Annotated in this window: 14 protein-coding genes and 1 tRNA gene; 6 read left to right on the forward strand and 9 right to left on the reverse strand. The window is 73.4% G+C overall.

Annotated features, from left to right (window positions below; all coding sequences use genetic code 11):
- Positions 1 to 47: 47 nt before the first annotated feature.
- The 4 genes from ACFWB8_RS14165 to ACFWB8_RS14180 all read right to left on the reverse strand — a co-directional run bounded on the left by ACFWB8_RS14165 (position 48) and on the right by ACFWB8_RS14180 (position 6,381).
- Entirely contained in the window at positions 48 to 2,195 is a 2,148-nt protein-coding gene (locus tag ACFWB8_RS14165; RefSeq protein ID WP_385225718.1) for a bifunctional serine/threonine-protein kinase/ABC transporter substrate-binding protein, read from the reverse strand.
- 12 nt (positions 2,196 to 2,207) lie between these two features.
- The gene (locus ACFWB8_RS14170; RefSeq protein WP_385225720.1) at positions 2,208 to 4,364 is read right to left on the reverse strand and encodes a bifunctional serine/threonine-protein kinase/ABC transporter substrate-binding protein; all 2,157 of its coding nucleotides are present in this window, start codon (positions 4,362 to 4,364) and stop codon (positions 2,208 to 2,210) included.
- Positions 4,364 to 5,209, reverse strand: coding sequence for a hypothetical protein (locus ACFWB8_RS14175; protein WP_385225722.1), 846 nt, complete (start codon positions 5,207 to 5,209; stop codon positions 4,364 to 4,366). The genes ACFWB8_RS14170 and ACFWB8_RS14175 overlap by 1 nt, the downstream gene beginning before the upstream one ends.
- A gap of 89 nt (positions 5,210 to 5,298) precedes the next feature.
- Positions 5,299 to 6,381: an AI-2E family transporter gene (locus ACFWB8_RS14180; RefSeq protein ID WP_385225799.1), complete on the reverse strand. Its 1,083-nt coding sequence runs from the start codon at positions 6,379 to 6,381 to the stop codon at positions 5,299 to 5,301.
- Between the two features lie 290 nt (positions 6,382 to 6,671).
- Here ACFWB8_RS14180 and ACFWB8_RS14185 point away from each other — a divergent pair, with 290 nt between their 5' ends.
- Complete coding sequence (locus ACFWB8_RS14185) at positions 6,672 to 8,120, forward strand: amidase (RefSeq protein ID WP_385225724.1); 1,449 nt, start codon at positions 6,672 to 6,674, stop codon at positions 8,118 to 8,120.
- Between the two features lie 43 nt (positions 8,121 to 8,163).
- Here the strand turns inward: ACFWB8_RS14185 and ACFWB8_RS14190 are convergent, their stop codons facing one another.
- Complete coding sequence (locus tag ACFWB8_RS14190; RefSeq protein ID WP_385225726.1) at positions 8,164 to 8,706, reverse strand: FABP family protein; 543 nt, start codon at positions 8,704 to 8,706, stop codon at positions 8,164 to 8,166.
- A gap of 558 nt (positions 8,707 to 9,264) precedes the next feature.
- Between ACFWB8_RS14190 and ACFWB8_RS14195 the strand changes: the two genes are divergently transcribed.
- Genes ACFWB8_RS14195 through ACFWB8_RS14205 form a run of 3 tightly spaced genes read left to right on the forward strand, consistent with a single transcriptional unit; the run spans position 9,265 to position 12,517 of the window.
- Positions 9,265 to 10,773, forward strand: coding sequence for a UDP-N-acetylmuramoyl-L-alanyl-D-glutamate--2,6-diaminopimelate ligase (locus ACFWB8_RS14195; protein WP_385225728.1), 1,509 nt, complete (start codon positions 9,265 to 9,267; stop codon positions 10,771 to 10,773).
- A gap of 33 nt (positions 10,774 to 10,806) precedes the next feature.
- Entirely contained in the window at positions 10,807 to 12,075 is a 1,269-nt protein-coding gene (locus ACFWB8_RS14200; RefSeq protein ID WP_385225730.1) for a pyroglutamyl peptidase, read from the forward strand.
- Between the two features lie 49 nt (positions 12,076 to 12,124).
- On the forward strand, positions 12,125 to 12,517 hold the full coding sequence (locus ACFWB8_RS14205; protein WP_385225732.1) for a molybdopterin-binding protein: 393 nt from the start codon (positions 12,125 to 12,127) through the stop codon (positions 12,515 to 12,517).
- Between the two features lie 25 nt (positions 12,518 to 12,542).
- Here the strand turns inward: ACFWB8_RS14205 and ACFWB8_RS14210 are convergent, their stop codons facing one another.
- Positions 12,543 to 12,788, reverse strand: a complete 246-nt coding sequence (locus ACFWB8_RS14210) for a DUF6296 family protein (protein ID WP_385225734.1) — start codon at positions 12,786 to 12,788, stop codon at positions 12,543 to 12,545.
- A 91-nt stretch (positions 12,789 to 12,879) separates the two neighbouring features.
- Between ACFWB8_RS14210 and ACFWB8_RS14215 the strand changes: the two genes are divergently transcribed.
- Positions 12,880 to 13,401 carry a DoxX family membrane protein gene (locus ACFWB8_RS14215; protein WP_385225736.1) on the forward strand — a complete coding sequence of 174 codons (522 nt, stop codon included), beginning with the start codon at positions 12,880 to 12,882 and terminating at the stop codon, positions 13,399 to 13,401.
- 61 nt (positions 13,402 to 13,462) lie between these two features.
- On the opposite strand, the gene ACFWB8_RS14220 is transcribed toward ACFWB8_RS14215, so the two are convergent.
- The 3 genes from ACFWB8_RS14220 to ACFWB8_RS14230 form a co-directional block, all read right to left on the reverse strand.
- Positions 13,463 to 13,536, reverse strand: a tRNA-Met gene (locus ACFWB8_RS14220).
- 59 nt (positions 13,537 to 13,595) lie between these two features.
- Positions 13,596 to 13,970: a hypothetical protein gene (locus ACFWB8_RS14225; protein WP_385225738.1), complete on the reverse strand. Its 375-nt coding sequence runs from the start codon at positions 13,968 to 13,970 to the stop codon at positions 13,596 to 13,598.
- Between the two features lie 43 nt (positions 13,971 to 14,013).
- Positions 14,014 to 16,113 (reverse strand): SpoIIE family protein phosphatase, encoded by a 2,100-nt coding sequence (locus ACFWB8_RS14230; RefSeq protein ID WP_385225740.1) that lies wholly within the window; start codon positions 16,111 to 16,113, stop codon positions 14,014 to 14,016.
- Positions 16,114 to 16,446: 333 nt separating this feature from the next.
- Between ACFWB8_RS14230 and ACFWB8_RS14235 the strand changes: the two genes are divergently transcribed.
- Positions 16,447 to 16,650: a cold-shock protein gene (locus ACFWB8_RS14235; protein ID WP_267726646.1), complete on the forward strand. Its 204-nt coding sequence runs from the start codon at positions 16,447 to 16,449 to the stop codon at positions 16,648 to 16,650.
- The last annotated feature ends 92 nt before the right edge of the window (positions 16,651 to 16,742 follow it).

Below are 16,742 nucleotides of genomic sequence, written 5' to 3' on the forward strand. Positions count from 1 at the left end.
GGAATATCGGGCAGGGTCCCACGCATTTCTGCTGCCGGTGGCGGCCGTTACGGTGCCTTCAGTACGTCCGGGTACGGGCCCAGGAATCGGAACGCGCCCGATTCCGCGCGGTAGAGATAGGAGCCCCGGTCGCCCGTCAGGGCGTGGGTGTTGACGTCGAAGGCCAGTGGTTTGGCCAGGCCCTGGTACGTCGTACGGAAGATCCGGCGGGACAGTCCCGAGCGGCCGCGCCCCTCCCCGTCCAGGCTGGTCAGGGCCGTTGCCAGCAGCCCGACGGAGTCGTAGGCCTCGGTCGTCCAGCGGGCGGGCGCCTCCCCGTACGCGGCGCGGTGGGCGGCGACGAACTCGGCCGCCGCGGGCACGGCCGACGGGTCCGTGAACACGGTGCTGAACAGCCAGCCTTCGGCCGCCGCACCGGCCGCGGTGAGGAACGCGGGCTCCATCGCGTCCTGGACGGTGATGCGCGGCCCCTTGAACCCGGCCTCGGTCAGCGCCCGGGCCAGCCGGGCCGCACGCTCCGGCGAGGTGCCGGCGAAGACGACGGACTCGGCACGGGCCTGGATCAGGTCGCGCACGGCCGCGGCGAAGTCCGAGCCGCCCGACGGGATCCGGTGCACGCTCACCGTGCCCTGAGCCGGCGGTGACTGCTCCATGACGCGGGTGAGCTGCCACGCGGACTCTCCCGCTTCGGTGTCCTCCACGACGGCCGTACGGTGCGAGGGCTGAACCCGCGACAGGTAGTAGAGCGCCGGGACCGCGAGCCTGTCACCGGCGGGGCAGGTGGAGCACAGCGTCCGCCACTGGGCCTGCGTGTTGCTCGCGCCGCTCACCGAAACCAGCAGCAGGGTGAGATCCGCGGCGAGGCAGGCCTCGGCCGCCCCGGGCAGCGCCGCGTCCCAAGTGGGGCCGGTGACCGCGACGACCGCGGGATCGGCGGCCAGCTCCTTGACGGCCTGCGCGGCGCGCGCCGTGTCCGCCCCGCCGTCGTCGGTGACGCGCAGGGCCAGCCGGAACGCGGAGTCCGTCCGGGCGTTGTGCCGGGCCACGGCGAGGCGCATGCCCCGCTCGTGGGCCTGGCCGGTCGCCTTGCCGGGCCCCGACAGATCGGCCTGCAGGGCGAGGGTGAGGGTCGGCAGGTCGCCGGCCGGCGGCGGTGTAGCGCCGTGCCCGGGCCTGCGTGTGGTGAACCAGGCGATCGGCAGGCCGCCGGCGACGGCCGTCGCTCCGCCCGCCGCGAGCAGCCGCCTGCGGTTGAAGTACCGGCGAGCCTCCTTCGGTACGTCGATCCGGGTGGGCTCGGGAGCGGGCAACTCCAGGGCGCGGGTGGAACGTTCGGCGATCAGCCGCGGCAGCGGCGGCGGCAGCCAGTCCGCGGCTTCCACCGCGCGGGGATCGTCGCCGAGGAGGCCGCCGAGCTCCGCCGGCGTCGGCCGGACGGCCGGGTCCTTCGCGAGGCAGGCGCCGACGGCCTCCAGCAACTCCGGCGCCAGTCCTGACAGTTCCGGCGGGTCGTGCACCGTACGGAAGACCACCCCGGCCGGGTGCCCACCGCCGAACGGGCCGCGCCCGGTCGCCGCGTACGCCAGGACGCAGCCGAGGGAGAACACGTCCCCCGCCGGTCCCGGAGCGGGCCCGCCCGCCCGGGCCTGCTCCGGCGGCAGGTACCCCGGAGTGCCGACGACCGCGTCCACGGCCGTCAGCGTGGTCGCCCCGGCCGCCCGCGCGATCCCGAAGTCGATCAGCCGGGGCCCGTCGGGGGCGAGCAGGATGTTGCCCGGCTTGACGTCGCGGTGGACCAGCCCGGCGGCGTGCACCTGCGCCAGCGCCTCGGCGAGACGCGCGCCCAGCACCCGTACCGTCCGGGCGGGCAGCGGGCCGTACCCGTCCACCGCCTCGGACAGCGAGGGCCCCGGGATGAAGGGGGTGGCCAGCCAGGGCTCGCGCGCGTCCGGGTCGGCGCCGATCACCGGGACCACCCAGCGGCCGGACAGCCCTCCGGCGGCCTGCGCCTCGCGGCGGAACCGGGCCCGGAAGGCGGGGTCCGCCGCGTGGTCGGCGCGGATCACCTTGACCGCGACCAGGATGCCCGCCGGGGAGCGGCCGAGGTACACCGTGCCCATGCCGCCCGAGCCCAGCCGCCCGAGCAGCCGGTGGCCGCCGATCGCGGCCGGATCGGCCGGGGTCAGGGGACGCATGCGCCTGGCTCGCTATCCCGCTGCCGTCGGCTGGGCGATCGGGCCCGCGTAGCGGATCTGGCCGCCCTCCACCCGGTGCAGGAAGAACAGGTTGCCCTTGACCTGCCGCATCTCGTCGAAGGTGTACTCCCTCGTCAGGCCGCGGTACGTGCCCTGCGCGAGGGCGGTCAGCAGATCGGCGCGGGCCGGACGGGCGCCGCCGCCCGCGGCCGCCGCCAGCCGGTCGATGACCAGGCCGGCCGCGTCGTACGCCTCCGCCGTCCAGATCCCGGGAGCCGATCCGTAGGCCGCCTTGTGCGCGCGTGCCATGTCCGCGACCTGGGGGGCCTGCGGACCGGTGTACGGGGTGAGGAACTGCCAGCCGTCGGCGGCGGGACCGGCGGCGGTGAGGAACTCCGTTGTGGCGACGGAGTAGTCGGCGGCCCGCGGACCCTTGAAACCGGCCGCGGCGAGGGCCCCGGCGACCTTGGCCGCGCCCGTCGGCGTACCGGCGTAGAAGAAGCCGTCGATGCCGTGGGCGAGCATGTCGGTGATCACCGGCGCCAGGTCCAGGGTTCCGCGGGGGACGACCCGTCCGTAGGAGGTGGCCCCGGGCGCGAAGATGTCCAGGGTGCGGTCCGTCAGCTGCGCGGCCTGCCAGGTCTCGCTGTCGCCGTCGCGGTCACACAGGACTCCCAGACGGCGTACGCCCTGGTTCCGGGCCAGTTGGAGGTTGACGGCGGCGGCCTGGCCTGCGAAGAGGGGGCAGCCTTGGAAGAAGCTGCGCCGGTCGGTGGTGCTGAAGGTGCTCGCCAGGGCCGACACGGTGATCAGGGGTACGGCAGCCTCGCCGTACAGTTCGAGACAGGGCGACACGGACGCGTTGCCGGTCGGCCCGATCACGGCGAGCACGTCACGGTTGCCGATGAGACCGGTGGCGGCGGCCGCGGAGCGGTCGGCCCGCCCGGCGTCGTCCGCGGTGGCGACCGTGAGGGTGAAGGGCTTGTCCTTGCGGGAGTTGAAGGCGTCGACGGCCAGCCGCACCCCGCGCTCCTGGGCCTGCCCGGCGGCCTTCTGCGGGCCGGTGAGGTCCGCGTGTACGCCGATCACCCACTGCCGGGGGGCCGGCCCGCCGGGGGTCTTCGCCTTGCCGTCGTCGCCCAGCGCCAGCCACGCGGCGATGCCGCCGCCCGCCGCGAGCACCGCCCCGCCGGAGGCGAGCGCGAGGAACCGGCGTCGTGACGGACCCGCGCCCGGGGCGGGGGAGGCGTCGGGGTCCGCGACGGTCTCCTCGATGCCGGGCAGGGCGAGCAGGGCGGCGGCCCGCTCGGCGATGGTGGCCACGACGGGGTCGGGCAGCCAGTCGGTGCCCGTGTCCGGTGTGTCCTCGGTCAGCGCCTCGTCCAGTTCGTGGGCGGTGGGGCGGACGTCCGGGTGCTTGGCGAGGCAGGTGCGCAGCAGGGCGGCGAGTTCGGCATCCGCGAGGACCTCGGGGCCGAGGTCGGGTTCGTCGTGGACGGTGCGGTAGAGCACGGCATCGACGGCGCCGGTACCGAAGGGCAGCCGGCCGGTGGCGGCGTACGCGAGCAGGCAGCCGAGGGAGAAGACGTCCCCGGCGGGTTCGGCGCCCTGCCCGCCGGCCTGCTCGGGCGGGAGGAATCCGGGGGTGCCGATGACCGCGTCGGTGGAGGTCAGGGCGGTGTGCTCGCCGCCCCGGGCGATCCCGAAGTCGATGAGCCGGGGCCGGTCCATGCCCAGCAGCACGTTGCCGGGTTTGACGTCCCGGTGCACCAGGCCCTGCTCGTGCATCACCCCGAGAGCCTTGGCCAGGGCCTTGCCGAGGACCCGTACGGCGCGCAGCGGGAGCGGCCCGTGGGCGGCGACGGCCTCGGCCAGGGAGGGGCCGGGCACGAAGGTGGTGGCCAGCCACGGCTCCGCGGCATCGGGATCGGCGCCGGTGACCCGTACGGCCCACGGGCTGTCCACCCGGGCGGCGATGTCGGCCTCACGGCGGAAGCGGGCCCGGAAGTCCGCCTCGTCGGCGTACTCCGCGCGGATCACCTTGACCGCGGCGAGCGCGCCGTCGTCCGTACGGCCGAGGTAGACGACGCCCATGCCGCCCGCGCCGAGCCGTCCGAGGAGGCGGTGGCCGGCGATCCGCGAGGGGTCCGAAGGGTGCAACCGTTCCATCAGCCCGCCGCCTTTCCGAACTCCTGCTCGGCGTGCTGCATCATCCGGCTGGCGCCCTGGATGACGACCGTTTCGATGGCCTTGTCGGTGAAGCCCGCCGCGCCCTTGCCTGCGACCGCCACCGTGACCGGCCCGAACTGGGCCTGGTTCCAGATGTAGAGGTAGGGCCCGCCGCCCTCCGCGCCGACGTACTTGCCCCGCTCGTTGAAGGCGTCCTCGCTCCAGCCGTTCATCTGCTCGCCCTGGTACAGGACGCCGCCCCACAGGCTCTTGACCTGTTCGTTGGCGCGCAGCCGCTGGTCGGGGCAGCGCAGGACCTCTTCCATGGCACGGGCGGTTTCCCAGCCGGACTCCTCGCGGCTGTGGTGCACGGTGACCGTGACGTTGAGCTGGAGGCGGCCCTGGCCGTTCTTGGGCGGTACGTGGAAGTAGCGGGTGGTGGTGGCGAGGACGTCGGCGGGCAGCCCGGTGGTCTGCCACGCGCAGTCCTCGCCGAGCACGGGCCAGCGGCCGGGGTCGCTCTCGAAGGGAACGCTGTGCACGACGTCCGGACCGAAGACCTCCTGGCCGACGATGATCCGGCCGATCGCGGCGCGGGCCTCGGCGGCGGTCTTCGGCAGCTTGGTCTCGTCGAGGTCGGGCACGAGGTCCTCGGCGGTGCCGGCGGGCGCGGCGGGCGAGGCACTCGGACGGCTGGAGCCGGAGCCCGTCGGAGCGGGCGAGGCGCGGGTGGGGCTCGGGCTCGGGCCCCGCTCCGTCCCGCCGGAAGAGCAGGCCGCCAGCACGGACAGGCCCGCCAGTACAGAGCCGCAGGTACGCAGGGCAAAGCCCCATTCACGTGTCACATGTCCCCCCACGGCTGGGATGGTACCCCTCTGCCGGGTGCGCTAACTGGCATATCGAGCAATGAAGTTGATGCCGGGCTCGGTGGGTCTCAGAGGCGCGCCGACCCCTCGCTCGTCCCGCGCAGGGCCTGGAGGACGGACCAGACGACCGACACCAGCGGGACCGCGACCACCGCGCCCACCACCCCTGCGGCGCTGGCGCCCGCGATCACCGAGAGCGCGACGATCACCGGGTGCAGACGTACCGCCCAGCTCATCACCAACGGATGCAGCAGATGGCCTTCGATCTGTCCGATGACCACGATCAGGGCGATCACCAGGGCCGCGACGAGCGGGCCCTTGGTGGCGAGGGCGACCACGGCCGCCACGGCGAGTGCGACCGGCGAGCCGATGAGGGGGATGAACGCGGCGAAGAACTCCAGCAGCGCCAGCGGCACGGCCAGCGGGATCCCGAGCACGAAGAGGGCGATCCCCACCAGGACGGCATTGGTCGCGGCCACCAGCACGATGCCGTGGGTGTACCCGGTGAAGGTCCGCCACGCCGCGCGCCCGGCGGCCCGCACCCGCTCCTGCGCGCCGAGCGGGAGCTGTCCGCAGAACCAGCTCCACTGCCGGTCCCCGGAGTGGATGAAGAAGACGGAGCAGAACAGTCCCAGAACGCCGACGGTGACGATCGCCACGAGCCGGCCGGCTCCGCTGACGGCCGTACTGAGCAGCGTCTCCCGGTGGCTGGACAGGTACGCCCCGATCTTGTCCTGCACATCGCTCAGCAGATGCGGGTCCAGCCGCAGCGGCGGCCGCTCCAGCCACTGCTGGATGCGATCCAGGCCTTCCCTGAACTCCTTGACGAGCGTGTCCCGTTCCCCGACCACCGCCCCACCCACGAAGGCCAGTACGCCCAGGACCAGGATGATGCTGCCGATCAGGGCGCAGGCCACGGCGAGCGGGCGGGCCATCACCCGGGCCAGCAGATCCGCCGCCGGCCGCAGCATCGCCGTCACGACGAGACCCAGGAACACGGCGATCGCGATCTCGTGGAACCGCCCCAGGGCGGCGAAGACCGCGTACCCGACGGCTCCCACCACCAGGAGCCGCCAGGCGTACGCGGCGACCGTCCGCAGGACCGGCGAGACGTGGGGGCTGTCCGCCCCGGGCGAGCCGTACGGCCGCATCCGGGCCCGCCGGGAGGCGGTACGGATACGGGCGCGCCGGACCTCCCCGCGCCGGCCGGTGGACCCGCGTGCGGACTGCGCGGAGCGCCTGGTCATGGACGGCCCCTCCCGGGTGTGGTGCCTACGAGGTACCACGCGCCCCCGCCCACCTCACGCGCCCGGCGGCACATTAGCCCGAAGGCGTGTCGGCGGACGCCGTCGCCGTCCTTCCGGGCGCGTGCGTCGTCGTATAAGTAAAGAGATCACAAATGATCGAACCCGTAAGCGTGTCGACCAGGTATGACCAGTCCATGGATGACGCGGAGCTGCTGTTCCAAGGGGTTGCCCGGCAGGCCGAACTCGTGCGTACGGGGAAGGTATCCGCCCGCCGCCTGGTCGAGGCCTCGCTGCGGCGCATCGGCCTGCTGGACCCGACCCTGAACGCCTTCCGCGTGGTACGCGCGGAGCAGGCCCTGGCCGAGGCCGACGCCCGTGACGCGGCGCGCGCGTCCGGCGCGGACGGCCCCCTGCTCGGCGTTCCGATCGCGGTCAAGGACGAGCTCGACGTCGCGGGGGAGGTGACGACGTACGGCGGCGCGGCCAACCGGACGCCGGTCGCCGAGGACGCCGAGGCGGTACGGCGCCTGCGGGCGGCCGGAGCGGTGATCATCGGGAAGACGGCGATGCCGGAGTTCGGCCAGTGGCCGTTCACCGAGTCGGCCGCCCACGGATACACCCGCAACCCCTGGGACACCACGCGCACCACCGGCGGGTCGAGCGGAGGCAGCGCCGCCGCGGTGGCGGCGGGCCTGGTCGGCGCCGCGCTCGGCGGCGACGGCGGAGGATCCATCCGCATCCCGGCCGCCTGCTGCGGCCTGTTCGGCCTCAAACCCCAGCGCGGCCGCGTCTCCACCGCCCCGCACCCGCACCTGTGGTACGCCCTGGGCACCGTGGGACCGCTCACCCGCACCGTGGCGGACAGCGCCCTCCTGTACGACGTCCTCAGCGGCCCCGCCGACGGGGACCGATGGACCGCCCGCTCCGGCGCCACGAGCTTCACCCAGGCCCTGGCCACGACGCCCGGCAGACTGCGGATCGGGTACTCGGCCAAGCCCGCGGTGCGCGGCGTACGCCCCCACCCGGAACACGTGCAGGCCCTGCGCGCGACCGCCCTGGCGCTGCGCGAACTGGGGCACGACGTACGGGAGATCGACCCCCGGTACCCCGACACCACGGCCGCGTTCCTGCCGCAGTTCTGCGGCGGCGTACGGGTGGAGGCCGCGGCCATGGAGCGGCCGGAACTGCTGGAGCGGCGGACCCGCCAGACACTGCGGCTGGCGCGGCTCGCGCCCGAGGGGGCCGTGGAATGGGCCGTCCGCACCGGGGAGCGGATGGCCGTGCGCGCGAACCGCGTGTTCGCGGGGGCCGGGGCCGGGGCCGGGACCGGCGTCGCGACCGGCTCAGGCCTGGACCTGCTGCTCACCCCGACGATCGCGCAGCGGCCCCGACCCGTCGGCGTGCTGGACGGCGCGGGCCTGCTCACGGCGATGCTGCGCTCGTTCCCGATGATCGCCTACACGGCCCTGTGGAACGTCACCGGCAACCCGGCCGCTTCCGTCCCCGCGGGCCGCGGCAGCGACGGACTCCCGCTGGCCGTACAGCTCGTGGGCAGGCAGCACGACGAGGCGACCATCCTGCGGGTGGCGGCGCAACTCGAAACCATCCGCCCGTGGGCCGACAGTCGGCCCCCGAGTGACTGAACGGCTGAACGAGTGAACGAATGACCGGTGAACGGTCGACCGATCAGGACGCGCGCAGCCGCAGGTGCGTGGTGAGGTGGTGCTGCAGGGGCTGCCCCACCGCCGCCATGTCATGGACGACGGTCATCTCCCCGTCGCGCAGGCTGTAGCGCCGCCGGGTGCCGGTGACCTCCTTGGCCAGGGGGGTCAGCGCCACGTCCTTGGTCTCGATCTCGATCTCCCCGTCGGACACCCGCCCGACGTACGTCTCGACGATCCCGGTGGGGTGGGCGAGCACCACCTCCAAGGTCGCGTCGGGCGTCACCCGCCACCATCCCGCCTCACGTCCCGCCGGGCGCACCGGGGCCCCCGACCCGTCGATCAGCCACGCGCGTGCCTCGTACCGGAGGAAGGGGCGGCCGTCGTGGCTGAAAGTGACCTCCTGCTCGTACCGGAAGTCCTGTTCGAGGGTCGGATACTGCCCCTGCCCCCGGCCGTGCCAGCGCCCCAGCAGGGGCAGCACCGGCCGCAGCAACGGGTGCGGCTCGGGGCCTTCGCCCAGGGTGTGGCTGTCGGGGTACGGATTTTCCTGCGCCGGCTCGAACATGTTCGCCCTGTCTGTCTGTGTATCCCCCTGCGGCGCGCAGCCTAGCGGTCGATCTTCGGGACGACGCTCGTGGTTGACCGGATGGCCACGGGGCACATCGGGCCGGTACGTCGTCAGCGGCATGGTCCTGCCGGCAGCGCTGGTGGCGGGCCTGCTGGGCGCGATGCCCGCCGCGGCCGTGGAGCCGTTGTGCCCTGCAATGACCAGCGCGGGGTGCCGCCGACGGAGTGGGCTCGGGGGCGCGCCGCCGGACGTACACTCGGCCCATGGGTCGCACACGTTTCGTGAGGGAGTGCCTGCCCCGGGCCGCCTCCGAGGTGTGCCCGGGCGCCGCGGGTTCTGCGGTCTTCGCCCTGCACGGGCACGGCTAGCGATTGCCCACGGGCCCCGCCGGGCCCTGCCGTCGGTCCGTCGATCTTCCGCCCGCCGTGCGGTCTCTCCACGGGCGACGCCCTTCCGCCCCGCTCCACATCACCACCGCAGTCTCCGGCGTGCCGCCGGCGCTGTCGCCCGGCTACGCCCGCACGACCGGGGCCGCGCCGCCTCGAAGGGATCATCGTGAAGCTGAGCGACTTGCTGGCCGGGCAGGTGCACCACGTTCTCCGGGGTGACCCGGCGAAGACACTGATCACCGCGGGCATCACCTTCGACGTCGAAAGGGTGACACCGGGATCGGTGTTCATCGCGGTGCCCGGCCATCAGGAGGGTGGCCCCGTCTCCGTGCCGGCCGCCCTCGCACGCGGCGCCGCGGCCGTCGTCGTCGACGCCGGGGAACCGGACCTCACCGCGCCGATGTGGGCAGCGGGGGCGGCCGGGGCGGCCGGGTCCTTCGGCGCGTGCGTCGTCGCGGTGCCGGACACCCGCACCGCCGCCGCCGTCGTGGCTTCCCGCCACTTCGGCGAGCCGGGACGGCAGATGGACATGGTGGCGATCACCGGCACCAACGGCAAGACGTCGGTGTCCTACATGGTCGAGTCGGTCCTGCGGATCTCCGAGGGCGCGAAGGTCGGTGTCATCGGGACGGCGGGCAGCCGCATCGGCGATGAGCTGATCCCGATGCCGAGGTCCGTGCTGACCACGCCGGAATCGCCGGACCTCCAGTACCTCCTGGGGTACATGCGCGACCGCTCGACCGCCACCGTGGTGCTCGAAGCCACGTCGATGGCCCTGCTGACCCACCGCGTGGACCGGACCTTCATCGACGTCGGAGTGTTCACCAACCTCACGCAGGACCACCTGGACGATCACGGGACCATGGCCAACTACCGCGATGCCAAACTGCGCCTGTTCCAGGGCCTGTGCCGACGCGCGGTGGTCAACGCGGACGATCCGGTGGGCGCCGGGATCCGGTCGATGATGCCGGGCGCGGTGACCACGTACGCCCTGGACGGCCCGGCGGACTACCGGGCCACCGACCTCGTCATGAGCGCCTCCGGCACGCGCTTCACCCTCCACCACGGCGGGCGCGCGTATCCGGCCTCCATCCCGGTCCCCGGCCGGTTCTCGGTGGCCAATGCGCTGGGCACCCTGGCGGCGTGCCACGTCCTGGGCCACGATCTGGGCCCCCTGGTGGCAGCCCTGGACCGGATGCCGCCCGTCCCGGGCCGGTTCGAGCGCTTCCAGACCCCGCTGGGGACCTCCGTGGTCGTCGACTACGCGCACTCGCCCGACTCCCTGACCAAGGTCCTGAGCGCGATCCGCGGCTTCGCCCGCGGCCGGGTCATCACCGTCTTCGGCTGCGGCGGGGACCGGGACACCACCAAGCGGGCCGAAATGGGCAGCATCGCCGGCGCCCATTCCGACCTGTGCGTCCTCACCTCGGACAATCCGCGCCACGAGGACCCCGAGGCCATCCTCGACCAGATCGCCCCCGGCCTAGAGGCGACCGGGACACCCTTCCGGCGGCTCCCCGACCGCCGTGAGGCGATCGCGTTCGCGCTGTCCGCCGCGGGTCCCGACGACACGGTGCTGATCGCGGGCAAGGGAAGCGAGCCGCACCAGATCGTCGGCGAGGAGCTGATCCCCTTCAGCGACATGGCGACCGTGCGCGAACTCGGCTGTTCCTGACAGAAACTGACCTGCTGTGTAATGTCACATGGCATGATGAAGCCGTTACGCCGTGCGGCCCTCGCCGCCGCCCTGCTCGGGATTGCCGCCCTCCTGCCACCCGTCACCGCACACGCGGACGCAGCCCCGGCCACCGTCTGCCTCACCGCCAACCCCTCGCCCGACCCGGAGCAGAACCGCCTCGCCGACCCCCGGACCGCCGCCTTCCCGGAGCGGGCCGCGCTCGACACCTTCGTACGCCGCTTCCCGGCCGCCCTCTGCGCCACCAGGAACGCCCCCGAGGCCGCGCGGCTCCTCGACGCGTGGGGCGAGGGACTGTGGCAGGCCGCCGTGAACCGGGCGCAGGGACGGCGGCCCGGCGGGGACCTGGCCTCCGGGGACGACCGGCCGCTGTACTGGGCCAGGCTGGCGATGACCGTCCAGCTCGCCCGCTGGCAGCCGGAGTTCCCCATCGACCGGCCGGCCCTGCGCAGCAGGTTCGAGGACGCCTCCCGCGGCCTCACCTCCAACGAGTTCCGCACCGCGCCCGGTGTGCGGCGCGTGTTCATCAGCGGGTTCGACCCGTTCGGCCTGGACGCCGAGCTGCGCCGCGCCAACCCCTCGGGCTCCGCCGCCCTCCAGCTCAACGGCCGCCGGGTGACCCTGGCCGACGGCACGATCGCGGAGATCCGCGCGGTCGTCCTGCCCGTGCGGTACGCCGACTTCGACGCCGGAATCGTGGAGCGCGCCTACGGCCCGCGCCTGGCGGCCGGCCCCCGCGCCGCCGACACGATCACCAGCATCAGCCAGGGCTACCCCGGCCTGTTCACCCTGGAGGCCTGGGCCGGACGGGCCCGTTCGGCGGATCCGTACCCGGACAACGCCAATGCCCTCTCGGGCGGCACGTACGACCGACCCGTCACCGCGCCGGGGCTCGGCCCCGGAGCGGAGTTCCTGCGGACCAGCCTGCCCACGGATGCCATGACCGCCGTCCAGACGCCGTATCCGGTGCGGCTGAACACCGCCGTCACCGAGATACCGGCCGGGGAGCAGGACCCCGTGGACCGGGAGGACGGGCCGACCCCCGGCTCGCGCGCCGTGGCGGGCGGAGGCGGCGGCTACCTCTCCAACGAGGTCGCCTACCGCTCCAACCGGCTCCGCCTCGAAGTCCGCCCGCAGGTCCCGGGCGGCCACCTGCACACCCCCGTGCTCACCGGACTGCCCGCGGACCAGGCCCAGTTGACCGGAGCCGAGTTCGAGCGGAACGAGAGCGCGATCACCGCGCAGGTGCTGGCCGTCCTGCGGACCGGCGTGCCGGGGTAGCAGGGGCGGTCGTGGGAGGCGCCCCCGGTGCCCGCTTAGGGTGGGGCGCATGGAGACCTACACCATTGGCCAGGCGGCCCGGCTGCTGGGCGTGAGCGTCGACACGGCCCGGCGGTGGGCGGACGCGGACCGCTTCCCCACCCGCCGGGAGGGCAACCGGCGCATCGTCGACGGCCCGGCCCTCGCGTCGTTCTGCGTGGAGGCCGCCCAGGACGGCGGCGCGGGCGAGGAGGCCTCGTACACCTCGGCCCGCAACGCCTTCCCGGGCATCGTGACGGGGATCAGGCTCGGAGAGGTCTCCGCGCAGGTCGAGGTGCAGGCCGGCCCGCACCGGGTGGTGTCGCTGCTGACCCGTGAGGCGGTCGAGGAACTGGGCCTGGAGGTCGGCATGCGGGCCACCGCCCGGGTGAAGTCCACCAGCGTGCACATCGACAGGGGCTGACCCACGGCCCCGGCCCCGTCTGTCGTCACCCGGACGGCAGAGGACGGGCCCGGACGCCCTGGGCGGGTGCCTGCTGACCGCCCGACGGGAGCATGCGTACCTCACCCTGGTCGCTGATCTCCGCCTGCACGATGCCGGTCACATCGGCGTAGACGGGGTGTCCGCCGGGGCCGCTGCGTTCCGTACGGGCCACGATCACGACGTCCTGGTTGTGGTCCCGGCCGTCCTCGGGGCTGTCGGGGAACATCAGCTCGTACCGCTCCGTGTCCATCGCGGACCCCCTTCCTTCCCTCCTCTCATCATGCGGGCGGGGGCGTCGGCCCGCAGAGTGGATACCGATCACCACAGATCGGGAGGTTTCTATGACCTGCATCAACCGGCGGGACCTCGCACTACTGGCGCTGCGCGCCGGTACCGGCGCGGTGCTCATGGCGCACGGGACCCAGAAGCTGTTCGGGTGGTTCGGTGGAGGGGGCCTGGCCGGGACCGCGGCCGGGATGGAGCACATGGGCTTCCGGCCCGGGAAACAGAGCGCGATCGCCGCCGGTCTGGGGGAGGCCGGCGGCGGGGCCCTGCTGGTGCTGGGCCTGGCCACCCCGGCGGCCGGCGCCGCGGCCGCGGGGGCCATGGCGGGGGCCGTGGCGGTGCACGCGCCCGCCGGGTTCTTCGCGCAGGGCGGCGGGTACGAGTACCCGGCCTTCCTCGGGTTCACCGCGGCCGCCATCGGCCTCGCCGGCGCCGGCCGGTACTCCATCGACCACGCCACCGGCCACCTCTTCGACCAGCCGTGGACGCTGATGCTCGCCTTCACGGGCAGCGCGCTCGCGGCGGCCGCCGTGCTCGCCAAGCGCGCCGCGGCGCAGTCGGGCGACGCGCAGGAGTAACCGACGGAGCAAGCGGATACGACTGTGGCCCGGATCCGAGGATCCGGGCCACAGTCAGGAGTAGCGGGGACAGGATTTGAACCTGCGACCTCTGGGTTATGAGCCCAGCGAGCTACCGAGCTGCTCCACCCCGCGTCGGTGAACCCAACCCTACGGCACTCCGGGCGTCCCCGAGACCACGCTGCCCCGAAGGCTCAGTGATCGGAGTAGCTGACGTCTCCCACGGTCCAGGCGCTGACGTCCTTGATGGCGACGCGGTACATCCCGCCCGTCTCGGGAATCCCGATCGAGCCCTGCAGGATCCGGGCCACGTGGAAGTGGAGGTGTGTGGGCGGACCGTCCCGGTCGGGCCGCCGCGGCGCATGGTCCGTGGCGAAGATGCCGGAGAACGGACCCAGGCGGTCCGAATCCGTCAGGACGTCCGATACGCGCTGCCTCCACACGGCTTCGGGAGCCAGTCGACCGGTGATCACCGCACCACCGACGACGACGGTCAGGGACATCTGATTGCTGCGCTCGGACTCCACGGTCGTGGCGATGTCAACGAGCAGCTCGTCAGGCTTCGACATGGAAGCCGATTCTATTCATTTCCTGCGGCGCGAGCAGGCCGGGTCAGCCATTGGGTGGTGCCAGCGCTTTCGACCGGGCGATGACCAGGGCGACGTCGTCGTGGTCGTCCGGCCGTCGCAGGGAGTCCAGCAGTCGGTCGCAGGTCTCGTCCAGCGACCCGTCGGCCTCGGCGAGCAGGTCCAGCAGGACGGCGAGGCGGTCGTCGATGGACTGGTCGCGCACTTCGACCAAACCGTCCGTGTAGAGGACCAGGCGGTCCCCGGGATCCATCCGCACCGTGGTGGACTCGAAGGGCACGCCGCCCACGCCCAGGGGCGTACCGGTGGGCAGGTCGAGCAGCCGCGGGGCCCGGCCGGTACGGATCAGGACGGGCGGCAGGTGTCCGGCGACGGCGATGCGGCACTCGCCGCGGTGCGGGTCGTATACGGCGTAGACGCAGGTGGCGATGGTCTCCTCGAGCGTGGCGGTCGCGAGGTCGAGCTGGCGGAGCACCTGGGCGGGGTCGAGGCCGAGCTCGGCGAGGGTCCGGGTCGCGGTGCGCAACTGCCCCATGCCGGCGGCGGCGTTGATGCCGCTGCCCATCACGTCTCCGACCACGAGGACGGTGGTGTCGTCCGACTGCGGGATGGCGTCGAACCAGTCGCCGCCGATCTCGCTGGTGGCCGCCGCGGGCCGGTAGCGGTAGGCGACTTCCAGGCCCGGGGTGTGCGGCGGGTGGTGGGGGAGGAGGTGGTGCTGGAGGGCGAGCGCGGTGTGGTGCGCGTTGCGGTACCAGCGGGCGTTGTCGATGCAGACGGCGGCCCGGGCGGCGAGTTCGCCGGCCAGGACGATGTCGTCCTCGTCGAACGGCAGCGGGTTGCGGGTGCGTTTGAGGTCGAGGGCGCCCAGGACCTCGCCGCGGGCGATGAGCGGCACGGCCAGGTAGGAGCGCAGGCCGGCACGGGCCAGCAGGGCGCCGGCTTCCTCGTCGCGGGCGATGCGCGAGATGTCGTGGGCCTTCACGTGGGCCACGAGCACGGGATGGCCCGTGGTCACCGAGCGGGTGACCAGCCGGTCGGCTTCGTAGCGCGCGATGTCGCCCGGCGGATCCGCGGCCCGCACGGCCTCGCTGGGGTACGCGGCCGCCACCGCGAGCGCGCGGAACACCGCCGGCTCGTGGGCGGAGGACTTCAGGCTCGGGCGGCCTTCGAGGACGGAATCGAGGATGTCCACCGCGGCGATGTCGGCGAGCTCGGGCACGACGACATCGGCCAGCTCGCGGGCGGTCAGATCCAGGTCCAGGGTGGTCCCGATGCGGACGGTCGCGTCCGCGATCAGGGCGAGCCGCCGGCGGCTCCGGGCGATCTCCTTGGCGGCCTGGTGGCTCTGGGTGACGTCCACGACCGAGATGGCCAGGCCCAGGACCTGCCCGGCGGCGTCTTCCAGCCGGTAGTACGACACCGACCAGGCATGCTCGTGGTGCTGGTCACCGTGGGTGTGGCCCGCGGTGAACTGCTCGACCAGGGGTGTGCCCGTGGCCAGGACCTGGCGCATCGCGGCCTCGACGGCGCCCGCGTCGTCGAGGAAGGACAGGGCCTCGCGCACTCCGCGGCCGATGTGCTCGGCCGCCGGCAGCCCGTTGATCCGTTCCAGCGTCGGGTTGACCAGGACGTAGCGCAGTTCGGTGTCCAGCACGGCGAGCCCGATCGGGGACTGCGCCACCAGACGCGCGGACAGGGCCAGGTCCCGCTCCAGATGCCGCAGCCTCGTACGGTCGGTCGCGATCCCCAGGGCGTAGATGTCCCCGTGCTCGTCCTGCAGCCGCATGTTGCGGAACTCCACCAGACGGCTGCTGCCGTCCTTGTGCAGTACGGGGAACGCGCCGGCCCAGTCCCCGGCGCCCCCCATGACCCGCGCGAACAGTTCCAGCACCAGGCCGACGTGCTCCTTGGGCGCCAGCAGCTTCGCGGCGGGCTGGCCGAGCGCCTCCTTGGCCGTCCATCCGAAGAGCTGCTCGGCCTGGGGGCTCCACAGGGCGATGCGCCCCTTCGCGTCGAGCACGACGGCGGCCACGTTCAGTACGTCGAGCAGCCCGCTCGGCGGGGAGAGCCCGACCGCGGCGGGCTCGGCGCCGGGCATGCCGTGCGCATCGGACGCGTCCATAGCCGAGCTCCCTTCCGGTCCCGGGCCGGCTCGCGGGCCATCTCCCATACTCCCTCCGTACGCCCCTCACGGCCCCCGGACGCGCACGCCCGCCCGGCACGGCCGCCGCGCAGCGGCTCCCTGACGAAAATCTGCGGCTGTTTAGGTGATCGTTCCCTCTGGTGACGGTGTGTGTCGTCCGTGTAGCGTGACGGTAGCTGTCGTGGTTCGAAGTGCCTTCTGCCCGCGTCTTCTCGGTGTGGGCAGCCTTGCTGTGTTGTGCCGTTGGACCAAGGCGATCACCTCTGCCTCCCGCGCTGTGCTGGGGGCTTTCATCGACTGGAAGGCATGAACATGGCTACGGGAACTGTGAAGTGGTTCAACGCGGAGAAGGGCTTCGGCTTCATCGCCCAGGACGGCGGCGGCCCGGATGTGTTCGCCCACTACTCGGCGATCAACGCCTCGGGCTACCGGGAGCTCCAGGAGGGCCAGGCCGTGACGTTCGACATCACGCAGGGCCAGAAGGGCCCGCAGGCGGAGAACATCACCCCCGCGTGATCTTCGGCCGCAGAACCGTTCCCTCAGTCGAGCGACGGCTCCGCGGCAACTGATCCGGGCCGGGGCTACACCCCCGGCCCGGACCGCCTCCC

It is taken from the genome of Streptomyces sp. NPDC060031 (genome assembly GCF_042736805.1).
Taxonomy (GTDB): domain Bacteria; phylum Actinomycetota; class Actinomycetes; order Streptomycetales; family Streptomycetaceae; genus Streptomyces.